Source organism: Micromonospora siamensis (assembly GCF_900090305.1).
GTDB lineage: Bacteria > Actinomycetota > Actinomycetes > Mycobacteriales > Micromonosporaceae > Micromonospora > Micromonospora siamensis.
This window is the reverse complement of sequence record NZ_LT607751.1, coordinates 2,713,071-2,729,134: the sequence shown is the minus strand read 5'-3', so window position 1 is coordinate 2,729,134 and position 16,064 is coordinate 2,713,071. Positions and strand designations below refer to the sequence as shown.

At 74.0% G+C, this 16,064-nt stretch carries 16 protein-coding genes; 5 read left to right on the top strand and 11 right to left on the bottom strand.

All coding sequences use genetic code 11. The features are described from left to right. Positions 1-51 precede the first annotated feature (51 nt). Positions 52-1,314, top strand: coding sequence for an MFS transporter (locus GA0074704_RS12605; protein ID WP_231926839.1), 1,263 nt, complete (start codon positions 52-54; stop codon positions 1,312-1,314). Here GA0074704_RS12605 and GA0074704_RS12600 read toward each other — a convergent pair. Beyond that, complete coding sequence (locus GA0074704_RS12600) at positions 1,268-1,663, bottom strand: substrate-binding domain-containing protein (RefSeq protein ID WP_088970680.1); 396 nt, start codon at positions 1,661-1,663, stop codon at positions 1,268-1,270. The genes GA0074704_RS12605 and GA0074704_RS12600 overlap by 47 nt on opposite strands. A gap of 51 nt (positions 1,664-1,714) precedes the next feature. Between GA0074704_RS12600 and GA0074704_RS12595 the strand changes: the two genes are divergently transcribed. After that, entirely contained in the window at positions 1,715-2,164 is a 450-nt protein-coding gene (locus tag GA0074704_RS12595; protein WP_231926838.1) for a CGNR zinc finger domain-containing protein, read from the top strand. Between the two features lie 72 nt (positions 2,165-2,236). On the opposite strand, the gene GA0074704_RS12590 is transcribed toward GA0074704_RS12595, so the two are convergent. From GA0074704_RS12590 to GA0074704_RS12570, 5 genes are all read right to left on the bottom strand, one after another. Continuing rightward, positions 2,237-3,352, bottom strand: a complete 1,116-nt coding sequence (locus GA0074704_RS12590; RefSeq protein ID WP_231926837.1) for an NHL repeat-containing protein — start codon at positions 3,350-3,352, stop codon at positions 2,237-2,239. 43 nt (positions 3,353-3,395) lie between these two features. Then, entirely contained in the window at positions 3,396-3,614 is a 219-nt protein-coding gene (locus GA0074704_RS12585) for a hypothetical protein (RefSeq protein ID WP_088970678.1), read from the bottom strand. Between the two features lie 151 nt (positions 3,615-3,765). Continuing rightward, positions 3,766-4,563: a glycosyltransferase family 2 protein gene (locus GA0074704_RS12580; RefSeq protein ID WP_088970677.1), complete on the bottom strand. Its 798-nt coding sequence runs from the start codon at positions 4,561-4,563 to the stop codon at positions 3,766-3,768. 179 nt (positions 4,564-4,742) lie between these two features. Continuing rightward, positions 4,743-5,435: a YdcF family protein gene (locus tag GA0074704_RS12575; protein WP_088970676.1), complete on the bottom strand. Its 693-nt coding sequence runs from the start codon at positions 5,433-5,435 to the stop codon at positions 4,743-4,745. An 89-nt stretch (positions 5,436-5,524) separates the two neighbouring features. After that, complete coding sequence (locus tag GA0074704_RS12570; RefSeq protein ID WP_088970675.1) at positions 5,525-5,797, bottom strand: GlsB/YeaQ/YmgE family stress response membrane protein; 273 nt, start codon at positions 5,795-5,797, stop codon at positions 5,525-5,527. Positions 5,798-5,992: 195 nt separating this feature from the next. Between GA0074704_RS12570 and GA0074704_RS12565 the strand changes: the two genes are divergently transcribed. Then, positions 5,993-8,254, top strand: a complete 2,262-nt coding sequence (locus GA0074704_RS12565) for a catalase (protein WP_088970674.1) — start codon at positions 5,993-5,995, stop codon at positions 8,252-8,254. 601 nt (positions 8,255-8,855) lie between these two features. Here GA0074704_RS12565 and GA0074704_RS12560 read toward each other — a convergent pair. Continuing rightward, the gene (locus GA0074704_RS12560) at positions 8,856-10,157 is read right to left on the bottom strand and encodes a CARDB domain-containing protein (protein WP_157743660.1); all 1,302 of its coding nucleotides are present in this window, start codon (positions 10,155-10,157) and stop codon (positions 8,856-8,858) included. Positions 10,158-10,387: 230 nt separating this feature from the next. On the opposite strand from GA0074704_RS12560, the gene GA0074704_RS12555 reads away from it, so the two are divergent. Next, on the top strand, positions 10,388-11,617 hold the full coding sequence (locus GA0074704_RS12555) for a LysR family transcriptional regulator (RefSeq protein WP_088970672.1): 1,230 nt from the start codon (positions 10,388-10,390) through the stop codon (positions 11,615-11,617). A 125-nt stretch (positions 11,618-11,742) separates the two neighbouring features. On the opposite strand, the gene GA0074704_RS12550 is transcribed toward GA0074704_RS12555, so the two are convergent. Both GA0074704_RS12550 and GA0074704_RS12545 read right to left on the bottom strand, forming a co-directional pair. Further along, positions 11,743-12,501, bottom strand: a complete 759-nt coding sequence (locus GA0074704_RS12550) for a peptidylprolyl isomerase (protein ID WP_088970671.1) — start codon at positions 12,499-12,501, stop codon at positions 11,743-11,745. Positions 12,502-12,542: 41 nt separating this feature from the next. Further along, positions 12,543-13,076, bottom strand: a complete 534-nt coding sequence (locus tag GA0074704_RS12545; RefSeq protein ID WP_088970670.1) for a GNAT family N-acetyltransferase — start codon at positions 13,074-13,076, stop codon at positions 12,543-12,545. A 107-nt stretch (positions 13,077-13,183) separates the two neighbouring features. Between GA0074704_RS12545 and GA0074704_RS12540 the strand changes: the two genes are divergently transcribed. Further along, positions 13,184-14,011, top strand: coding sequence for a DUF72 domain-containing protein (locus GA0074704_RS12540; protein ID WP_197697655.1), 828 nt, complete (start codon positions 13,184-13,186; stop codon positions 14,009-14,011). A 133-nt stretch (positions 14,012-14,144) separates the two neighbouring features. Here the strand turns inward: GA0074704_RS12540 and GA0074704_RS12535 are convergent, their stop codons facing one another. Both GA0074704_RS12535 and GA0074704_RS12530 read right to left on the bottom strand, forming a co-directional pair. Further along, entirely contained in the window at positions 14,145-15,500 is a 1,356-nt protein-coding gene (locus GA0074704_RS12535) for a hypothetical protein (RefSeq protein WP_088970668.1), read from the bottom strand. Further along, positions 15,497-16,003 carry a SigE family RNA polymerase sigma factor gene (locus GA0074704_RS12530; RefSeq protein WP_197697623.1) on the bottom strand — a complete coding sequence of 169 codons (507 nt, stop codon included), beginning with the start codon at positions 16,001-16,003 and terminating at the stop codon, positions 15,497-15,499. The genes GA0074704_RS12535 and GA0074704_RS12530 overlap by 4 nt, the downstream gene beginning before the upstream one ends. Positions 16,004-16,064: the final 61 nt, after the last annotated feature.

Here is a 16,064-nt window from a genome sequence, read left to right as displayed (position 1 = left end):
AAGAACTCCGCGACTATTGCATACCGTACGTACGTACTGTTAAATCGGGACGTGCTCCGCTCGCTGCTCCCCCGACCCGGCACGCCGCGGATCCTGATGGCGGCGACGCTGGTCAACACCTTCGGCAACGGCGCCTACCTGGCCACCGGCACGCTCTTCCTCATCCGCTCGGTCGGGTTGGGCGCCGCCCAGGTCGCGATCGGACTGAGCTGCGCGGCCCTCGCCGGGGTCGTGCTCACCACCCCGATGGGCCACGTCGCCGACCGGCGAGGCCCGAAGCAGGTACAGATCCTGGCGCTGCTCGTCTCCGCCGCCTGCTTCGCCGGGCTGACCCGGGTCGACGGGCTGTGGTCGTTCGTTCCGCTCGCCTGCCTGCTCGCGGTCGCCGACTCCACCGTGAAGGCGGCCAACGGGGCGCTGATCGCGGGCGCCGTGCCGCCGCCGGACCGGGTCCGCACCAGGGCCTTCGTCCGCTCGGCGAACAACGCCGGCGTGGCACTCGGCGCACTGGCCGGCAGCGTCCCGCTGGCCCTGGACACCCGGGCCGGCTACCTCGTCGTGCTGTTCGGCAACGCGGCGACCTACCTGCTGGCGGCCGGGATCGTGCGCCGGCTCCCCGACGTCGACCCGGTCACCGCGCCGACGGGCGGGCCGGCCATGGTGGCCCTGCGGGACCGGCCGTTCCTCGCCTTCGCGGTGCTGGACGGGCTGGTGGCGGCGCTCTACAACGCCCTGCTGAGCCTGGCCCTGCCGCTGTGGCTGGTCGCCTCCACCACCGCTCCGGTCACGCTGGTGTCGGCCGCGCTGCTGGTCAACACCGTCGGCTGCGTGACGCTCCAGGTCTGGGCGTCCCGGGGCGCCCGCACGGCCACCGACGCGATCCCGGTCGCCCGGCGGGGCGCCCTCGTGGTGGCCGCGTCGTGCGTGCTGTTCGGGCTGACCGCGCACCGCCCGGACTGGCTGGTCGTCACGCTGGTGCTCACCGCGGCGACGGTGCACGTGCTCGGCGAGCTCTGGCTGGCCAGCGCGACCTTCGCGGTGATCTTCGACCTGCCGCCGCCGTGGGCCCAGGGGCAGTACCAGGGCGCCCACCAGACCGGGCGGCAGATCGGCAACCTGATGGCGCCACCACTGCTCACCGCCCTGGTGCTGGGCTGGGGCGTACCGGGTTGGCTCGGGCTGGCCGCGATCTTCGCGACCGCGGGGCTGCTGCTTCCGTCCGTCATCCGCTGGGGCCTGCGGACAGCGGGGACGAGGACGCCGCCGGTCAGCCTCCGGAGCTCGCCCGGGCCCGCACGGAGTGCGCCACGGTGATCCGCGCCGGAGGCGCGCCCGGCCGGGCGATCCGGGCCACGATCCGGGCCACGGCCTCGCGGGCCAGGCCGGCGGTGTCGACGGAGACGCTGCTGAGCGCCGGCCGCCAGTAGCGCCCTTCCTCGCTGTCGCCCATGCCGATCACCGCGACGTCCTCCGGCACCCGCAGGCCGAGGTCGAACGCCGCGCGCATCGCGCCGATGGCCAGCGGGTCCGACGAGCAGACGACGGCGTCGGGACGAGGGTCGGCGGCGAGGAGCGCCCGGGCGGCCCGGTAGCCGTCGGCCCGCCGATGGCGGTCGACGGACCGCAGGTGGCCGGGGGGTGCGCCGAGCCCGGCCCGGTCCAGGGCCCGCCGCTAACCGAGGACGTACGGCGCCCCGGCCCCGACGGGGGCACCGTGGTCCAGCCCGATCGCGGCGACCCGTCGGCGCCCGCCCCGCAGCAGGAGCGCGGTGGCGTCCTCGGCCGCCCGGGCGTGGTCCACCGCGACGCCACCGATCCGGCCGCGCTCGACCGACTCAACGCGGCCCTGGCCCGGGTGCCCGTCCAGCTCGCCTTCACCGCCGACGCCCACCACCTCGCCGCCGCCCGCGACGCGCCGTTCGACCACGCGCTCGCCCGGCTGGTCGACGCCGTCCGCCGCTGCGACGCGAATGGCGCCTGGCGTCGACTCAAGGCGTGCGACCGGGACACCTGCCGCTGGGCCTACTACGACGCCTCCCGCAACCAGGCCCGTCGCTGGTGCTCGATGGCGGGCTGCGGCAACTGGGTCAAGATGCGCCGGGCGTACGCGACCCGCACCGGCCGACGCGGGGCCGTCGACCCGGACGCGGGAGCCGCCGACTGACCGGCGTTCCACGCGGCTCCCCGCTGAGGGGCGGGTGCTGGTCAGGTGCGGCCCGGGCTGTTCGGGTACTGGTCAGCGGCGACCGGAGCGGCGGGCGCGCAGCAGGCCGGCCAGCCCCAGCGCGAAGACCCCGAGCCCGAGCGCGGCCGCCGCGCCGAAGCCGACGGAACCCCGCTCCCGGGCGCGTGCCCCGTCCGCCGCCGCCACGGCGGCGGCACCGGTCGCCTCGGCGGGAGCCGTGGCGGTCGCGGCGCCGGTGGTCGTCGCGGCGCCGGCAGGGGTGGTGGCCTCGCCGGACGTCGACAACGCGTACCGGCGGATCACCGGACGGTCGCCGGCCGGCTCACCGGCGCTCTCCGAGACGGTGAGCAGCGAGCGGCCGTCGCGGCCGTAGGTGACCGACTCGCCCTGCGGCTCGTCGGGCAACGGCGTGCCGCGCGGCGTACCGGTGGTCAACGCGCGGACCACGTCGCCGTCGGGCACGTCGAACTCGAAGGCGTCGGCGTACGTGCGCAGCACCACCCGCTTCCCGTCTCGAGCGGTGGCGGCACCGGTCACCAGGGTCCGGCCGACGAACGAGAACGGGTTGCGCGTCGTGGTCGAGGGCAGCCGCACCTCCCCGAGCTTCACCAGCGGGGTGACGCCACCGGCCCGGAGCGTCGTGGCCGGCGCGTACAGGGTGCCGGTGGACTTGGTGACGATCAACGGCCGGCCGTCGCCGGTCACCAGCATCGCCTCGGCGTCGTGCGCCCGGTCCGGGTAGGCCATCCGGTACAGCACCGGCCGGCTCGCCCCGGGACGCAGCTGCCACACCCCGACGGTCTGCCGGTCCCGGTCGTTGTCGCCGATGTCGGCCACCCAGACGGTGCCGTCGGGGGCGACGGTCAGGTCCTCGGTGTCCCGGGGCGGCGAGGGGTAGCGCACCGCCCGGGTCACCGAACAGTCGGCGTCCAGGAAGAAGATCCGCCGGTGCGACTCCTCGTCCGAGCCGTCGTTCACCGCGACGAACCCGTCGCCGACCACGCCCAGCCCGGACAACTCGTTGAGCCGGCGGTCGCGTACCTCGCAGACCGGCGCACCCGGCCCGGCCGCCGGTGCCGCCGCCGCCACGTCGGGCGCCACGAGCAGAGCCAGCGCGGCCAGCGCCGCCACGGGCAACGCCCGGGCCGGCCGGTCGTGCTGCCTCATCGCCCGCCCTCCCGAAGACCCGGCGCAGGGTACGGCGTGCCGGTCAGTGCCGCAGTTCCCGCCAGCCCTTGCCGCCACCCCGCCACGCGTCGGCCAGGATCGCGGCGGAGCTGCGGCTGGAGCACTCCAGCACCTCGGACCGGCCGTGCTCACCACCGATCTGCGCCTGCACCTCCCAGCGCTGACCATCGGTGCGGATGTAGACGTCGCGGCGACCACGCACGGTCGCGTCCCCGTTCCACCAGTGTTCCTCGACGATCACCTGTCGACCGTACCAGTGGGCTGCGGGAAGGCCCCAGGGAGCGGTACCAGATGTGACCACCCGGCGGAGGCAGGATCACCGGAATGTGACGCACCGCGCACACAACCAGCCGGATGGGTGACTCTGCCCCGCCCCCGGGGCCGGCGTACCGCTACCGGCCGCCGACCGGTGAGTCGGCGGGACGCGCCCGCTCCGCCCCGGTGGCGTCGGGGGCCGGGCGGCCCTCGACCGGGCAGGCCTCGGCGGCCGTGGGACGAGTGGCCGACCGTGGAGAGACCGCGAACCGGAGCAGCGGACGGTAGACCCGCGCCGAGTCGACCACGGAGCTGAAGTGGGACGAGGCGTTGTTGGCCACGTACCGGGTGGCGACCGGGGTCTGCTCGATCCCCTCACCGGTCCGGGTCGCCGCCAGCAGCACGGCCATCTCGTAGTCGAACCGGTCACCCGGGACCGTCAGCAGCCAGTCCAGCTGGGCCGCCGGATGACCTCGCAGGCCGGTCTGGGTGTCCCGCACCGGGCAGCCGGTGACCGCGCGGAACAGCAGCCGGGTGACCTCGTTGCCGACCCGGCTGCGCAGCGGCACCCGGCCGGTGAACCGGCGTACGCCGAGCACCATCCGGCCGGTCTCGCGGACCCGCCGGGCCACCCGCAGGATGTCCTCGGTGCGGTGCTGCCCGTCGCCGTCGGCACAGACCACGTCCTGCCCCGGCCAGGTACGGATGACGTACCGGAAGCCGGTCCGCAGGGCGACGCCCTTGCCCAGGTTCCGCCGGTGGCGCAGCACGGTGCAGCCGAGGTCGCGGGCCGCCCGCAGCGCCTCGGCCGGGGCGGGGCCGCTGCTGCCGTCGTCGACCACCACCATGGTGAGGTCCGGTGCGGCGGCGCGGAGCTCGCCGACGAGCGCGGGCAGCTTCTCGCTGGGCTGGTGCACGGGCAGGAGAACGATCATCGGTTTCCTCTCGTCGCCTGCGCCGCCCGCCGTCGACAGTGGTCGGCGGCGGCGCCGGTGGGCCGGACGGCCTCACATACCCAGTTCCGGTCGCCGCGTCGCGCCCTCGCCGGCATCGATTTCCGGCACCGCCCCCACCTGCCCCGGTCCGACCCCCGGACGCGCCGCGCGGCGCCTCTTCAGCGGCGGCCCAGCGCCGCGCCGAGCCGTTCGACTCGCCGCAGGGAGGCCACCATCGCGCGCTCCCGGCGCAGCAGGGCGGCCGGGTCGCCCACGCCCAGGTAGGCCACTCGGCAGGCGAGGCGGGCGGCCCGCTCCGAGCGCCGCCCACGGGGGTCCGGTTCGGACACCGGCACGTCGCGCAGCGCCGGGCCGCGCAGGCCGAGCACCTTGGCGGCGAGCAGCCGCACCCGGGGCAGGTGCCACGAATGGGAGACCAGCCCCAACGGCTGGCGCGCGTCGAACTCCCAGCCCGCCAGCAGGCCGTCGGCGGCGGTGTGGACCAGGTTCTCCAGGGTGCTGCGGGACCGGCTCTCGACCCGCAGGTCCGCGTACCGGTGCAGCCCGGCGGCCCGGGCCGCGCGGAGCATCAGCTCGCCCTCCCGGCTGCCGGCCGGTGGCGCCGCCGCCCCCTCGCACGCCTCGGCCCAGCCGCCGGTGAAGATGATCCGTGGCGGCCGGCCGCGTCGGGCGGCGCGCTGGAGATCGCCGCGGTGGGCCGCGACGTAGTCCACCGCGGCACGGACCCGGGCGAGCCCGTCGGGGCCGAGTCGGTAGCCGCCGCCGACGCAGTCGACACCCCGACCGAAGACCACCAGCACCGGGGCGGTCGGCGGCGCCGAGCCGACCGGCGTACGCCCGTGCGAACCCATCGCCCCAGTATCCCGCGCCCGGCTGCGGACAGCAGAACGCCGGCCCGCCCCGGGGGTCGGGGTGGGCCGGCGTCGTGACGCTCTGAGGGTCAGTGCACCCGGCGGCGGCCGTAGGTGCCGGCGACGATGGCGACACCGATGGCGGCGAAGAGGACCTGGAGCAGGAGCTCGATCCAGTCGATGCCGCTCGTGTCCTTCACGCCGAACGCGCCGGCGACGATGGTGCCGAGGATCGCGGCGACCACACCGATCAGCAGCGTGAGCCAGATCGGGATGTTCTGCTTGCCCGGTACGACCAGCCGGCCGAGCGCGCCGATGATCAAACCGATGACGATGGCGGTGAGGATGCCCGTAACAGTCATGAGAGCCCGTTCCTTCCAGGGGGTTTACGTCGACCCCAGCATTGCCCGATGCCGGTCGCGGCCAAACCACCGCCGGAGACACTCCGACCAGATCGGTGCGTTTTGCCTGATCCGCCCCGGGTAGGGCGATAGCAGGCTGCCCCGACGAGCATCGGTGGGCCTACCCGCAACCAGCTCCACGGAAGGATCCGTCCAGTGGAATCCAGCAACCCCGCCAGGGCCGTCAAGGACGCCGTGGGAAACGCGGCGGAGAAGGTGGCCGACGTACTCACCCCCGACGTGCCCGGCGCCCCCGGCAGCGCGCCGCCGCCGCTCGAGGAGCCCACCACTCCGCACGACCCGCTGCCGCCGAAGAAGGAACAGGGCGCCCCGGAGACGGTCACGCCGACCGGTGCCCGCACCGGCGTCCCCAAGACCGCCAAGGGCCAGCAGGGCGCCTACCTGACCACCGCCAACGGCACCCGGCTGCGCGACACCGACCACTCGCTCAAGGCCGGCCCGCGGGGACCGATCCTGCTCCAGGACCACCACTTCCGCGAGAAGATCACCCACTTCGACCACGAGCGCATCCCCGAGCGGGTGGTGCACGCCCGGGGCACCGGGGCGCACGGCGTCTTCACCGGCTACGGCACCGCCGAGCGGCTGACCACCGCGGGCTTCCTCGCCAAGGGCAGGGAGACCGAGGTCTTCGTCCGGTTCTCCACCGTGCTCGGTTCGCGCGGGTCGGCCGACACCGTCCGGGACACCCGCGGCTTCGCGACGAAGTTCTACACCGACGAGGGCACCTTCGACCTGGTCGGCAACAACATGCCGGTCTTCTTCATCCAGGACGCCATCAAGTTCCCCGACATCATCCACGCCGGCAAGCCGCACCCGGACCGGGAGATCCCCCAGGCGCAGAGCGCGCACGACACCTTCTGGGACTTCGTGTCGCTGCACACCGAGGCGCAGCACCACACCATCTGGAACATGTCCGACCGGGGCATCCCCCGCTCGTACCGGACCATGGAGGGCTTCGGCGTCCACACCTTCCGGCTGGTCAACGCCGCCGGGGAGACGGTGCTGGTCAAGTTCCACTGGAAGCCGAAGCTGGGTGTGCACTCCCTGACCTGGGAGGAGGCACAGATGCTCAACGGCTTCGACCCGGACTTCCACCGCCGGGACCTGTACGACGCGATCGAGGCCGGCGCGTTCCCCGAGTGGGAACTCGGCATCCAGGTCTTCCCGGACACCCCGGAGGAGACCTTCGCCGGGATCGACCTGCTCGACCCCACGAAGATCGTGCCGGAGGAGTTGGCCGAGGTGCAGCCGGTGGGCCGGCTGGTGCTGAACCGTACGCCCACGAACTTCTTCGCCGAGACCGAACAGGTCGCCTTCCACCTGGGCCACCTGCCGCCCGGCATCGACGTCACCAACGACCCGCTGCTCCAGGGCCGGCTCTTCTCCTACCTGGACACGCAGCTCACCCGCCTCGCCGGGCCGAACTTCACCCAGATCCCGATCAACCGGCCGCACGCGGCGGTCAACGACATGCTGCGCGACGGCTTCCACCAGCAGGCCGTGCACGCGGGGGTGGCGCCGTACCGACCGAACACGCTGGACGGCGGCAACCCCTTCCCAGCCGGTCCGGACGACCACCCGTTCGTCGACGTGCCGGTCACGGTGGCCGAGGCCCCGAAGGTACGGGCCAGTCCCGCCTCGTTCGACGACCACTTCAGCCAGGCCCGGCTGTTCTGGCTGAGCATGTCGCCGGTGGAGAAGGAGCACATCGTCCGGGCGTACGCCTTCGAGCTGGGCAAGTGCTACCACCAGGCGATCAAGGAACGGCAGCTGCGGGCGCTGGCCAACATCGACCCGGTGCTCTGCGCGCAGGTGGCCGCCGGCCTGGGCCTGCCCGCGCCGCAGCCGAGCGAGCCGCTCGCCGAGGTCGCGCCGAGCCCCGCACTGTCCCAGCTGGGCCGCGAGTGGCCGTCCGACGGCCGGACGGTCGGCATCGTGGTGGACGCCGACAGCGACCCCGACGGCGTCGGACAGGTACGCCGGGCGGTGTTCTCCGCCGGCATGGTGCCGCTGCTGGTCGCCGCACACGGCGGCACCGTCGACGGGATGCCGGTGCAGCGCAGCTTCGCCACCGCCCGGTCGGTCGAGTTCGATGCGCTGCTGCTGGCCGGGGCGCCCGCCCCGGCGCCGGACGCGCTGCCCGCCTGGGACGACAAGGCGGGGGCGCCGGGCGCGCCGGGGATCGACCCGCGGGTGCTGCTGATGGTCCAGGAGTGCTGGCGGCACGCCAAGGTGATCGGCGCCTGGGGCCCGGGCGTCGCGGTGCTGGAGCGGGCCGGGGTGGCCGGCACACCGGGCGTCGTCACCAGTGGGACCGGCGGCGAGGTCCTCGATGCCGTGCAACGCCTGATGGCCGCTCACCGGGTCTGGGACCGCTTCCCCGCCTCCATCGCCTGACTCGCACCACCCGACGAGGGGCCGCCGGCGCCGCAGACCGCGGTAGGCGGCCCCGCGCCGTCCAGGCCCGCTGCGAACATCGCACTCGATCCTGGTCGTAGCGGCCTCGTGCCTGCCTCGGGGCCACTACCACCAGCTTGCAGCACGATCGTGCAGGTGACGCAGCCTCGACGATCGCGTCAGGAGGTGGCTGGCCAGCGGTCGGGGCGACCGACGAATGGAAGGGAAGGACCGGTGGCGCAGCCGGGTCGGTGTGCCGGCGCGGAGGCGGCGGACCACGGCGGGACCGGTGAGGTGCCAGAGCAGGATCGAGGGGCTGCCCCAGCCGGGCGGCCAGGGTGGACTCGTCGGCGCCGGCATCACCTGCGAGCGGCCCGACGGGCGCAGCGCCCGACCGGCCCCGTCCGCGAAGACGAGCCACGTCCGACGCTGCGCCTACCGAGCTCCCCCACCGCTGCCGTGGCGAGGCCGGACGCCCGGCCCGCGTCGCGCGGACGAACCATCTCCGTCCGGGACGCCTCGGCTGCCCGCCCGCAGGACGGCGAGGAAATTCAGCACAGTCAAACGGGCTGGCCCCGGTGGTTCACAGCCCGTCAGACGGCTACGAGCAGGAGTTGGCGATCGCCGAGTTGCCCTGCCCGGCGGCCCAGGTGCAGCCGCCCTTGAGCATCAGCATGCTGAACGGCAGCTTGAAGGACCGGCTCTGGGTCGCCCAGGTCGCGGTGAGGCTGACGTTCGGGTTCAGCGTGACGCTCGCCGTCTCCGCTGCGCCGGTGACTCCGGCGTTCAGGTTCAGGCCGATCGAGCCGACAGCGGTCAGGTCGTTGAACGTCAGCCCAGGCGGAGCCTGCAGAGTGACGTACCGGTTGCAGTGGCGGGCGTTCTTGTCGCCGCTGCACTGGGCTGCGCCGACGGTGCTCAGGGTCCAACCGTTGAGCCCGCGGGCGGTCACGCTGTAGCTGCCGTTACCGTTGAGGTTGCCGCTGCCGTCCATGCAGACGCCGGTCCAGACCATGGTCGCGCTGACCACCGGAACACGGAAGACGCGCCACAGCCCGTCGGCGCGAAGCCCGTTGGCGTTCACCACCGAGGTGACCGTACGGGTCTGGGTCGTCCCATTGGTGCACGCCGCGCTCTTCGACGAGGGCGACTGGGAGACCAACTGAACCGATGCCTTGTTGTTGTTCGTGTTCGGATCGGCGTTGGCGGAGCTGGTGTTCACCTGGAGCGTCTTGAGGATCGACGTGGCGGTCCCGGTCGGTGTCTTCACGGACATGGTGATCTGTCGCTCCTGCCCGGCGGCGAGGGTCCCCACGCTCCACGTCGACGTCGAGCTGCTCCACGATCCGACGCTCGGCGTGGCCGACGCGATGGTCAGACCGTTGAGGGTGAAGGGCACCCGGACGGACTGGGCGGCCACCGTGGACTGGTTCTTGACCCACGCTCTCACCGAGTAGGCGCTGCCGTTCACCACGGTCTTCTGCACCACCGTCGGGCTGAGCACGTCGAACATGACCACGAGGTCGGCGGGGCCGGTGGGGCTGGGCGTGGGTGACGGAGTGGCCGAGGTGATGGTGACCGTCACGGTGTACCCGTAGCCCGAGTTGTCGGTGTAGAGGCTGTCTCCGAAGTAGAAGCCGAGGACGCCGGTGATCGGGGCGGTACCGGTGGTCGGGGCGCCGTAGGTGAAGTCCTGCTCGTCGATGCGGGAGTGCAGGCCCTCACCGGGGGTATGGTTGGACGGCCGACCAGGGTAGAAGTAGCAGAGACCAGTCGCGGTGACCTGCACGCTCTCACCCTTGTTGACGGTGAGGCCCGTGCTCTTGACGTTGCCGAAGCAGTCCACCAGTCCCGTCCACGTGCGGGTGGCGGCAGCGGCGGGTTCGCCCGCCGGGGGCGTCACGACCGCTATGAGCACGGACAGGAGCCCCAGGACCGCCAGCATGGCGACCCTGACAATCGATTTTCCTGACATGAAAGGTACCTTTCCCAGGTTGGACGAATCGGGATGCCGTCCGTAGCTCGTCCGGCCCGATGACGGCCGCCATGTGGCCGGCCGGCCCCGCAATTTCATCAGGATGTCTCGATGGGCGGCATTACCAACAGGTTCGCTAGCCCATACCATCTGTTGATGTGGACACTGTGGATCTGCGACTGGTACTCGGAGTCGCCGACGGGGACGACGTTCTGTCCCTCGCCACTCGGCTCGGGCTCAGCGAGACCGCTGTCCGCAAACGGCTACGTCGGCTCGTCGGCGTCCCCGGCACGAGATGGCTGTACCGGACCGGGCCGCGGTACCGCCTCACCGATCGGGGGCAGGCCGCGCTGGGCACCATCGGCGAGACGGCTGCCGCGCTCGCGGCGATCGGCACGCTCGTCGGCGTCGACGTCCTGCCGGTGCGGCATGTGCGGGTGGTGACCGAGGTTCTCGCACGAGGGTCGATCGGTTGCGCGGCCCGGCACCTGGGACTGCCCCAACCGTCGGTGAGCGCCCAGGTGACCCGGCTCGAACGGCGTTGGGGGTCCGCTCTGTTCCATCGCGCCGCGGGTGGGGTGTCCGCCACCCCGGCGCTCGTCGAGCTGCTGCCGCACCTGCGGGTCCTGGAGCGGGCGCTGGCCCGGCTGGCCGAGACGGGGATGCCCGACGACGACCCGTCCGTACCGTGCGACCTGGAGGTGGCCAGCGAGTTCGGGTTCACCGGACTGCTCGATGCGCTCCGCGACGAGGCGCTCGTCGACGTGCGGCAGCACATCGTGAGCATCCCCGGTCCGGACTGGGTGCCGGAGATGGTGGCAGCCGACATCTGCGTCTACGCCGATCTGCCGCTGGCCAGCCTCACCACACCACCGGGATGGGACACGACCCTCGCCTTCGACGAACCGGCGTACGCTCTCGTGCCACCGGGGGCCGACACCGGACGGACGAGCATCGGGCTGCGTGAGTTGGCCGGCCACGACTGGCTCACCGGCCCGGTCGGCACCCGGAACCACCGGTCGATCCTGGCCGTCTGTCGGGCCGCGGGCTTCGCACCACGGATCCGGCACACCGCCCTCAACGGCCCCAGCGGTCGACACATCCTGGAGGAGGGGGGCGCCGTCGCCCTCACGGGCGCGACGTTGGTTCCACCGGGCGCGTCGCGGGCGGTGCGCCTCGCCGAGGACGTACGGGTCAAGGTGGTCGTCGGGTGGCAACGTGGTGGCCCGGCCACCGCGACCGCCCGGTGGATCGCGCGCTGGCTGCGTGACCAGCACATCCAGCGACTGGCCGAACGGCGGCCGGAACTGCTCGCGGAGTTGCGGGGCGACCCCGTGGCCTGGCCCTGTCACGCCGCACCCGGCCCGACACCGCGTCGCCAGGCTTGAGCGGTCATCCGACGACCCGACCGCTCCGCACGGTGAAGACCCGCTGGAGGGCTTCGCCAGGGCGGACAGCAGGTCGGCCCTCGGGGGCCCGGCTGGGCGAGTGGTCCGCTCCGCCGGGCCGGCGCTCAGGCGCCCCGCTTGGCGCGGCAGATCTCCACCGGCAGGGCCGGCGCGCCGTCGATCGGGGTCGGGTTCTCCGGGGTGGCGGCGATCCCGCCGGCCGCGATCCGGTCCAGGGTGGCCAGCCCGGCCGCGTCGATGGTGCCGAAGATGGTGTAGTCGGGGCGCAGCGCCGAGTCGGACTGCACCAGGAAGAACTGGCTGCCGTTGGTGTCGGGGCCGGCGTTGGCCATCGCCAGGGTGCCCCGGGCGTAGAGCCGGCGGACGCCGGTCGGGTCGATCGGCGTCGGCGGCAGGTCGGTCGGCAGCTCGTCGGCGTACCGGTAGCCGGGGCCGCCCTCGCCGGTGCCGGTCGGGTCGCCGCACTGGAGCACCTTCAACCGAGGTGACGCGGTGAGCCGGTGGCAGGGCGTGCGGTCGTAGAACTTGTGCCGGGCCAGGTGCAGGAAGCTCTGCACCGTGCAGGGCGCCTGCTCCCGGTCGAGGGTGAGCCCGATCGGTCCCTGGCTGGTGTGCAGGGTGACCCGGACCGTGCCGTGGTCGGGCGTCCGCCGGGGGTCCGGCGGCAGCGACACCGGCCGGGCCGCCGGCTCGTCCGGCGTCGGCGTGTACGCGCACGGCCCGCTGGTCGGCGTGGGCTCGGCGGCCGGTGCGGCGCTCGCGGCGGCGCCGCCGGTGGCGACCAGCGCGGCGGAGACCACCGCCGTCGCGGCGAGGCGGGACAGCAGCGGTACGGCGGCGTGCGGTCGGGTTTCGCTCGACACGTGGGTCCTCCCGGGACTCGTGGTACCAGAATGACCGGAGTCTATGGATTGTCGGTGGCGCTGTCGATGGGCGGCCGGAGGACGACCTGGTAGCGCCGGACCGGGCCGAGCCTGCTCGCCACCACACCGTCGAGCACGCCGCCGTTGCGCTCGATGGTCCGCGCCGAGGGGGTGTTGTCCGCCACGCAGACGATCAGCAGCCGGTCCGTACCCAGCGCACGGGCCTCGTCGAGCATCCGGCCCAGCGCCCAGGTGGCCAGCCCCCGTCGGCGCGCGGACGGCCGGATGCCGTACCCGATCTGGCCGAGGTCACTGGGCTGGTGCCGCAGCGCGATCCCGCCGAGCACCCGGCCGTCCTCGACGATCCAGCGGAACGTGCACCGCGGCCGGTCGGCGTCTCCCGGCTGCCCGCTGGCGGTCAGCCGGGCCACCCAGGCGGCGAACCCGTCCGGCGAGTCGACCTCGTCGGAGGGCCGCAGGCCGAAGCCGTCCTCGTGGACGCCGGGACCCCAGTCGTCGCGCGCGTCCAGCCACGCGGCGTGCAGGCTCACCGTCGGCGCGACCAGCTCGGGCATGCGCCGACGATAGTGCCCCGGTGGTGGGCGCGCGGCCCGCCGGATAGCGTACGCCCGGGTCGGGAGGCGAGCGGGGAGGTTCGATGCGGCTGCACGTGGGGTGCGCGATGTGGCAGCACCGGTCCTGGCAGGGGCGGTTCCTGCCGCATCCGCTGCCGGCCGACGAGCGGCTGCACGCGTACGCGGGCTGGTGCAGCGCGGTGGAGGGGAACACCACCTTCTACGCCACCCCGGCCCGGGAGACGGTGCAGTCGTGGGCCCGGCAGACCGATCCGGACTTCCGGTTCGTGCTGAAGCTGCCGAGGGTGGTCACCCACGACCGTCGGCTCACCGGCGGCGACGAGGAGCTGCGTTCCTTCCTGGCCGCGATCGAGCCCCTCGGCCCACGGACCCACGCCCTCTGGATCCAGCTGCCGGGCTCGTTCGGCCCGGGTGACGTACCCACGCTGGACCGGTTCCTGCGCGGCCTGCCCACCACCCACCGGTACGCCGTCGAGGTCCGCCATCCCGCGTTCTTCACCGATCCGGCGACGGTGGCGGCGCTGGAGGCGACGCTCGGCACGGTCGGCGCGGAGTGGGTGCCGTTCGACACCACCGCGTTCTTCCGTACCCCACCGACCAGCGACGCGGAGCGGGAGGCATGGACCCGCAAGCCGCGTACGCCACTGCGGACGCGAGCGCTGACCGACCGGCCGGTCGTCCGCTACCTGGGCCGGGACGATCCCACCCGGACGGTGGAGGGCTGGCAGCCGTGGCTGCCGGTGGTGGCCGGCTGGCTCCGCGAGGGCCGCTCCCCCACCTTCTTCCTGCACACCCCGGACAACGCCGACGCGCCGGAGCTGGCCCGCCGCTTCCACGACCAGGTCCGGGCGCTGGTGCCGGAGCTGGCGCCGCTGCCCGAGCCCGAGCCGGTCGGTCCGTCGACGCTGTTCTGAGCCGCCCCGGCCGCGCCGCACCGGACGTCCCGCCGCCTACTGCGGCCACGCCGCACGGACGTCCCCCGCCTGCTCCGGTCGTTGGCGCACCCGACGTTCCGCCCGAGCCGGACCGCCGACGTCGGGCAGCCCCTCACGCCGCCGGTCCGCGCCCGCGTCCCGGCCGCCACCCGGTCCGGCGCCACAGCAGGTACGCCGCGCCGGCCAGCACCACGCCCACGCCCCCGCTCAGCGGCGTCGGCCACGGGCCACGCCGCGGCCGACCGGCGTCGCGGACGGTGAGCTGCGGCAGCAGGCCGGTTGCCAGGTGCAGGTCGAACACCTGGCAGCTCTGCGTCCCCAGCTCGCAGCTGTGGCCGGTGTCGAAGCGGGACAACGTCCGGCGGGTGCCGGTGCCGAGCCGCACCTCCACCAGGGACACCCGACCCCCGCCGTCGACCGTCACCGCCACCAGGCTGTCCGCCGCCCGCCAGCCGAGCAGTTGCACCACGTCGGGAACCCTGGTCGGCGGCGTCCCGGCGGCGATCGGCACAAACTCCACGTCGCCCGCCTTCCACAGGAAGTTCCCGTGGCTGGTGTCGCCGCTGGACGGACCACCACCGAGCCACGGGACGGTGGCGAGGAAGGCGCCGTCCGGCGACCAGCCGACCTCGGCGGCCAGCTCACGCCCGGCCGGGACGGGCACCCGGGCGTACTCGCGGCCGGTCAGGTCGATCAGGTGGGCCTCCTGGCCGACCTGCACGGCGAGCCGTCGGCTGTCCGGGGCGAACGCCGCCGTCCAGGCCGGCCGCAGGGCCGGCACCGGGGTGTCGCGCCCCGTCGCCAGGTCCAGCAGCCGCAGCGTGCCGCCGCGGGCCACCTGCGCCTCGACCACGTTGACGCTGCCGAACTCGTCGGTGTGGCGCAGCGGCGCGGCGCTGTACGCGACGTGCCGGCCGTCGGGCGACCAGGCCAGCAGGCGTACGCCCGCCCGCTCGCCGAGCGGGACCGACCGGCGGTCGCCGGTGGTCAGGTCCACCAGCACCAGGTCGCCGGTCTGGCCGCGGTCGTCGCCGAGCAGCACCCGGGTGCCGTCCGGGGAGAGCAGCGCCGAGGGCCGGTTCCGTTCCGCCATGGCGTCGACCCGCCGGTACGTGTCGGAGTCGGCGCCGACGACCAGCGACTGGAACATGTTGACCGTCTCCCCGTTGCCGTAGCCGTAGAGGGCGATCGCCCGGCCGGCCGGGGCCCGGCCCACGGTGCTGGTGAGCAGCGAGTAGTCGGCGAGGTGGTCCGGCAGGCTGGGCCGCGCCGACCGGGCGGCCGGCTGGGCGGGCAGGTGCACGGCGGGCAGCAGGGCGGCGACCAGGAGCAGCAGCACCGCCCAGGCCGCGGCGACGCCGACCCGCCGGCGCCGGACCGCGCGGCGGCCCCGGGTGAGCACGGTGTCGAGGTAGTCGGGCGGCAGCGGCGGTGGTTCGTCCGGCAACGTGGCGAAGAGGTCCTTCACGGCGTGTCCGCCCCTCCCGGCTGGTAGTTCGGCAGCAGCCGGCGCAGCGCCGAGATGGCGTACGAGGTCTGGCTCTTGACCGTCCCGGTCGAGCAGCCGAGCGCCGCGGCGGTCCGGGCGACGTCGAGGTCCTCCCAGTACCGCAGGACCAGCACGGCGCGCTGCCCTCGGGACAACTGCGCCAGGGCGTTCAGCAGGTCCACCCGGTGTTCCGCGTCGACCTGGGGCGCCGGCGGCACCCCGACCACCTCGGCGACCGGGCTGACCCGGCGGCTCCAGGACCGGTCCCGCTCGGCCAGGTAGGCGTGCACCAGCATCGCCCGGACGTAGCCGTCGACGGAGTCAGCGCCCGAGGCGCGGTGCCAGTGCCGGTAGAGGGCGACGAGGCACTCCTGGACCAGGTCGTCGGCGGCCGACCACTGCCCGCACAGCCCGTACGCCAACTGGCGCAGCCACCGCATCCGGGCCTGCACGTACTCGACGTACCCATGTTCATTCCGCAACCCGGCCTCCCACCCTTACTAGGAGTGGCCCGGGGCCCGGTTCGGTTGTGGCCGGCATCGG

Bases quoted from the DNA above. Each gene is read 5' to 3' on its own strand.
- GA0074704_RS12545 (WP_088970670.1), bottom strand. From the start codon at position 13,076: ATGCCCGAGCTGGTCGCGCCGACGGTGAGCCTGCACGCCGCGTGGCTG.
- GA0074704_RS12590 (WP_231926837.1), bottom strand. From the start codon at position 3,352: ATGAGGCAGCACGACCGGCCGGCCCGGGCGTTGCCCGTGGCGGCGCTG.
- GA0074704_RS12575 (WP_088970676.1), bottom strand. From the start codon at position 5,435: ATGGGTTCGCACGGGCGTACGCCGGTCGGCTCGGCGCCGCCGACCGCC.
- GA0074704_RS12580 (WP_088970677.1), bottom strand. From the start codon at position 4,563: ATGATCGTTCTCCTGCCCGTGCACCAGCCCAGCGAGAAGCTGCCCGCG.
- GA0074704_RS12570 (WP_088970675.1), bottom strand. From the start codon at position 5,797: ATGACTGTTACGGGCATCCTCACCGCCATCGTCATCGGTTTGATCATC.
- GA0074704_RS12540 (WP_197697655.1), top strand. From the start codon at position 13,184: ATGTGGCAGCACCGGTCCTGGCAGGGGCGGTTCCTGCCGCATCCGCTG.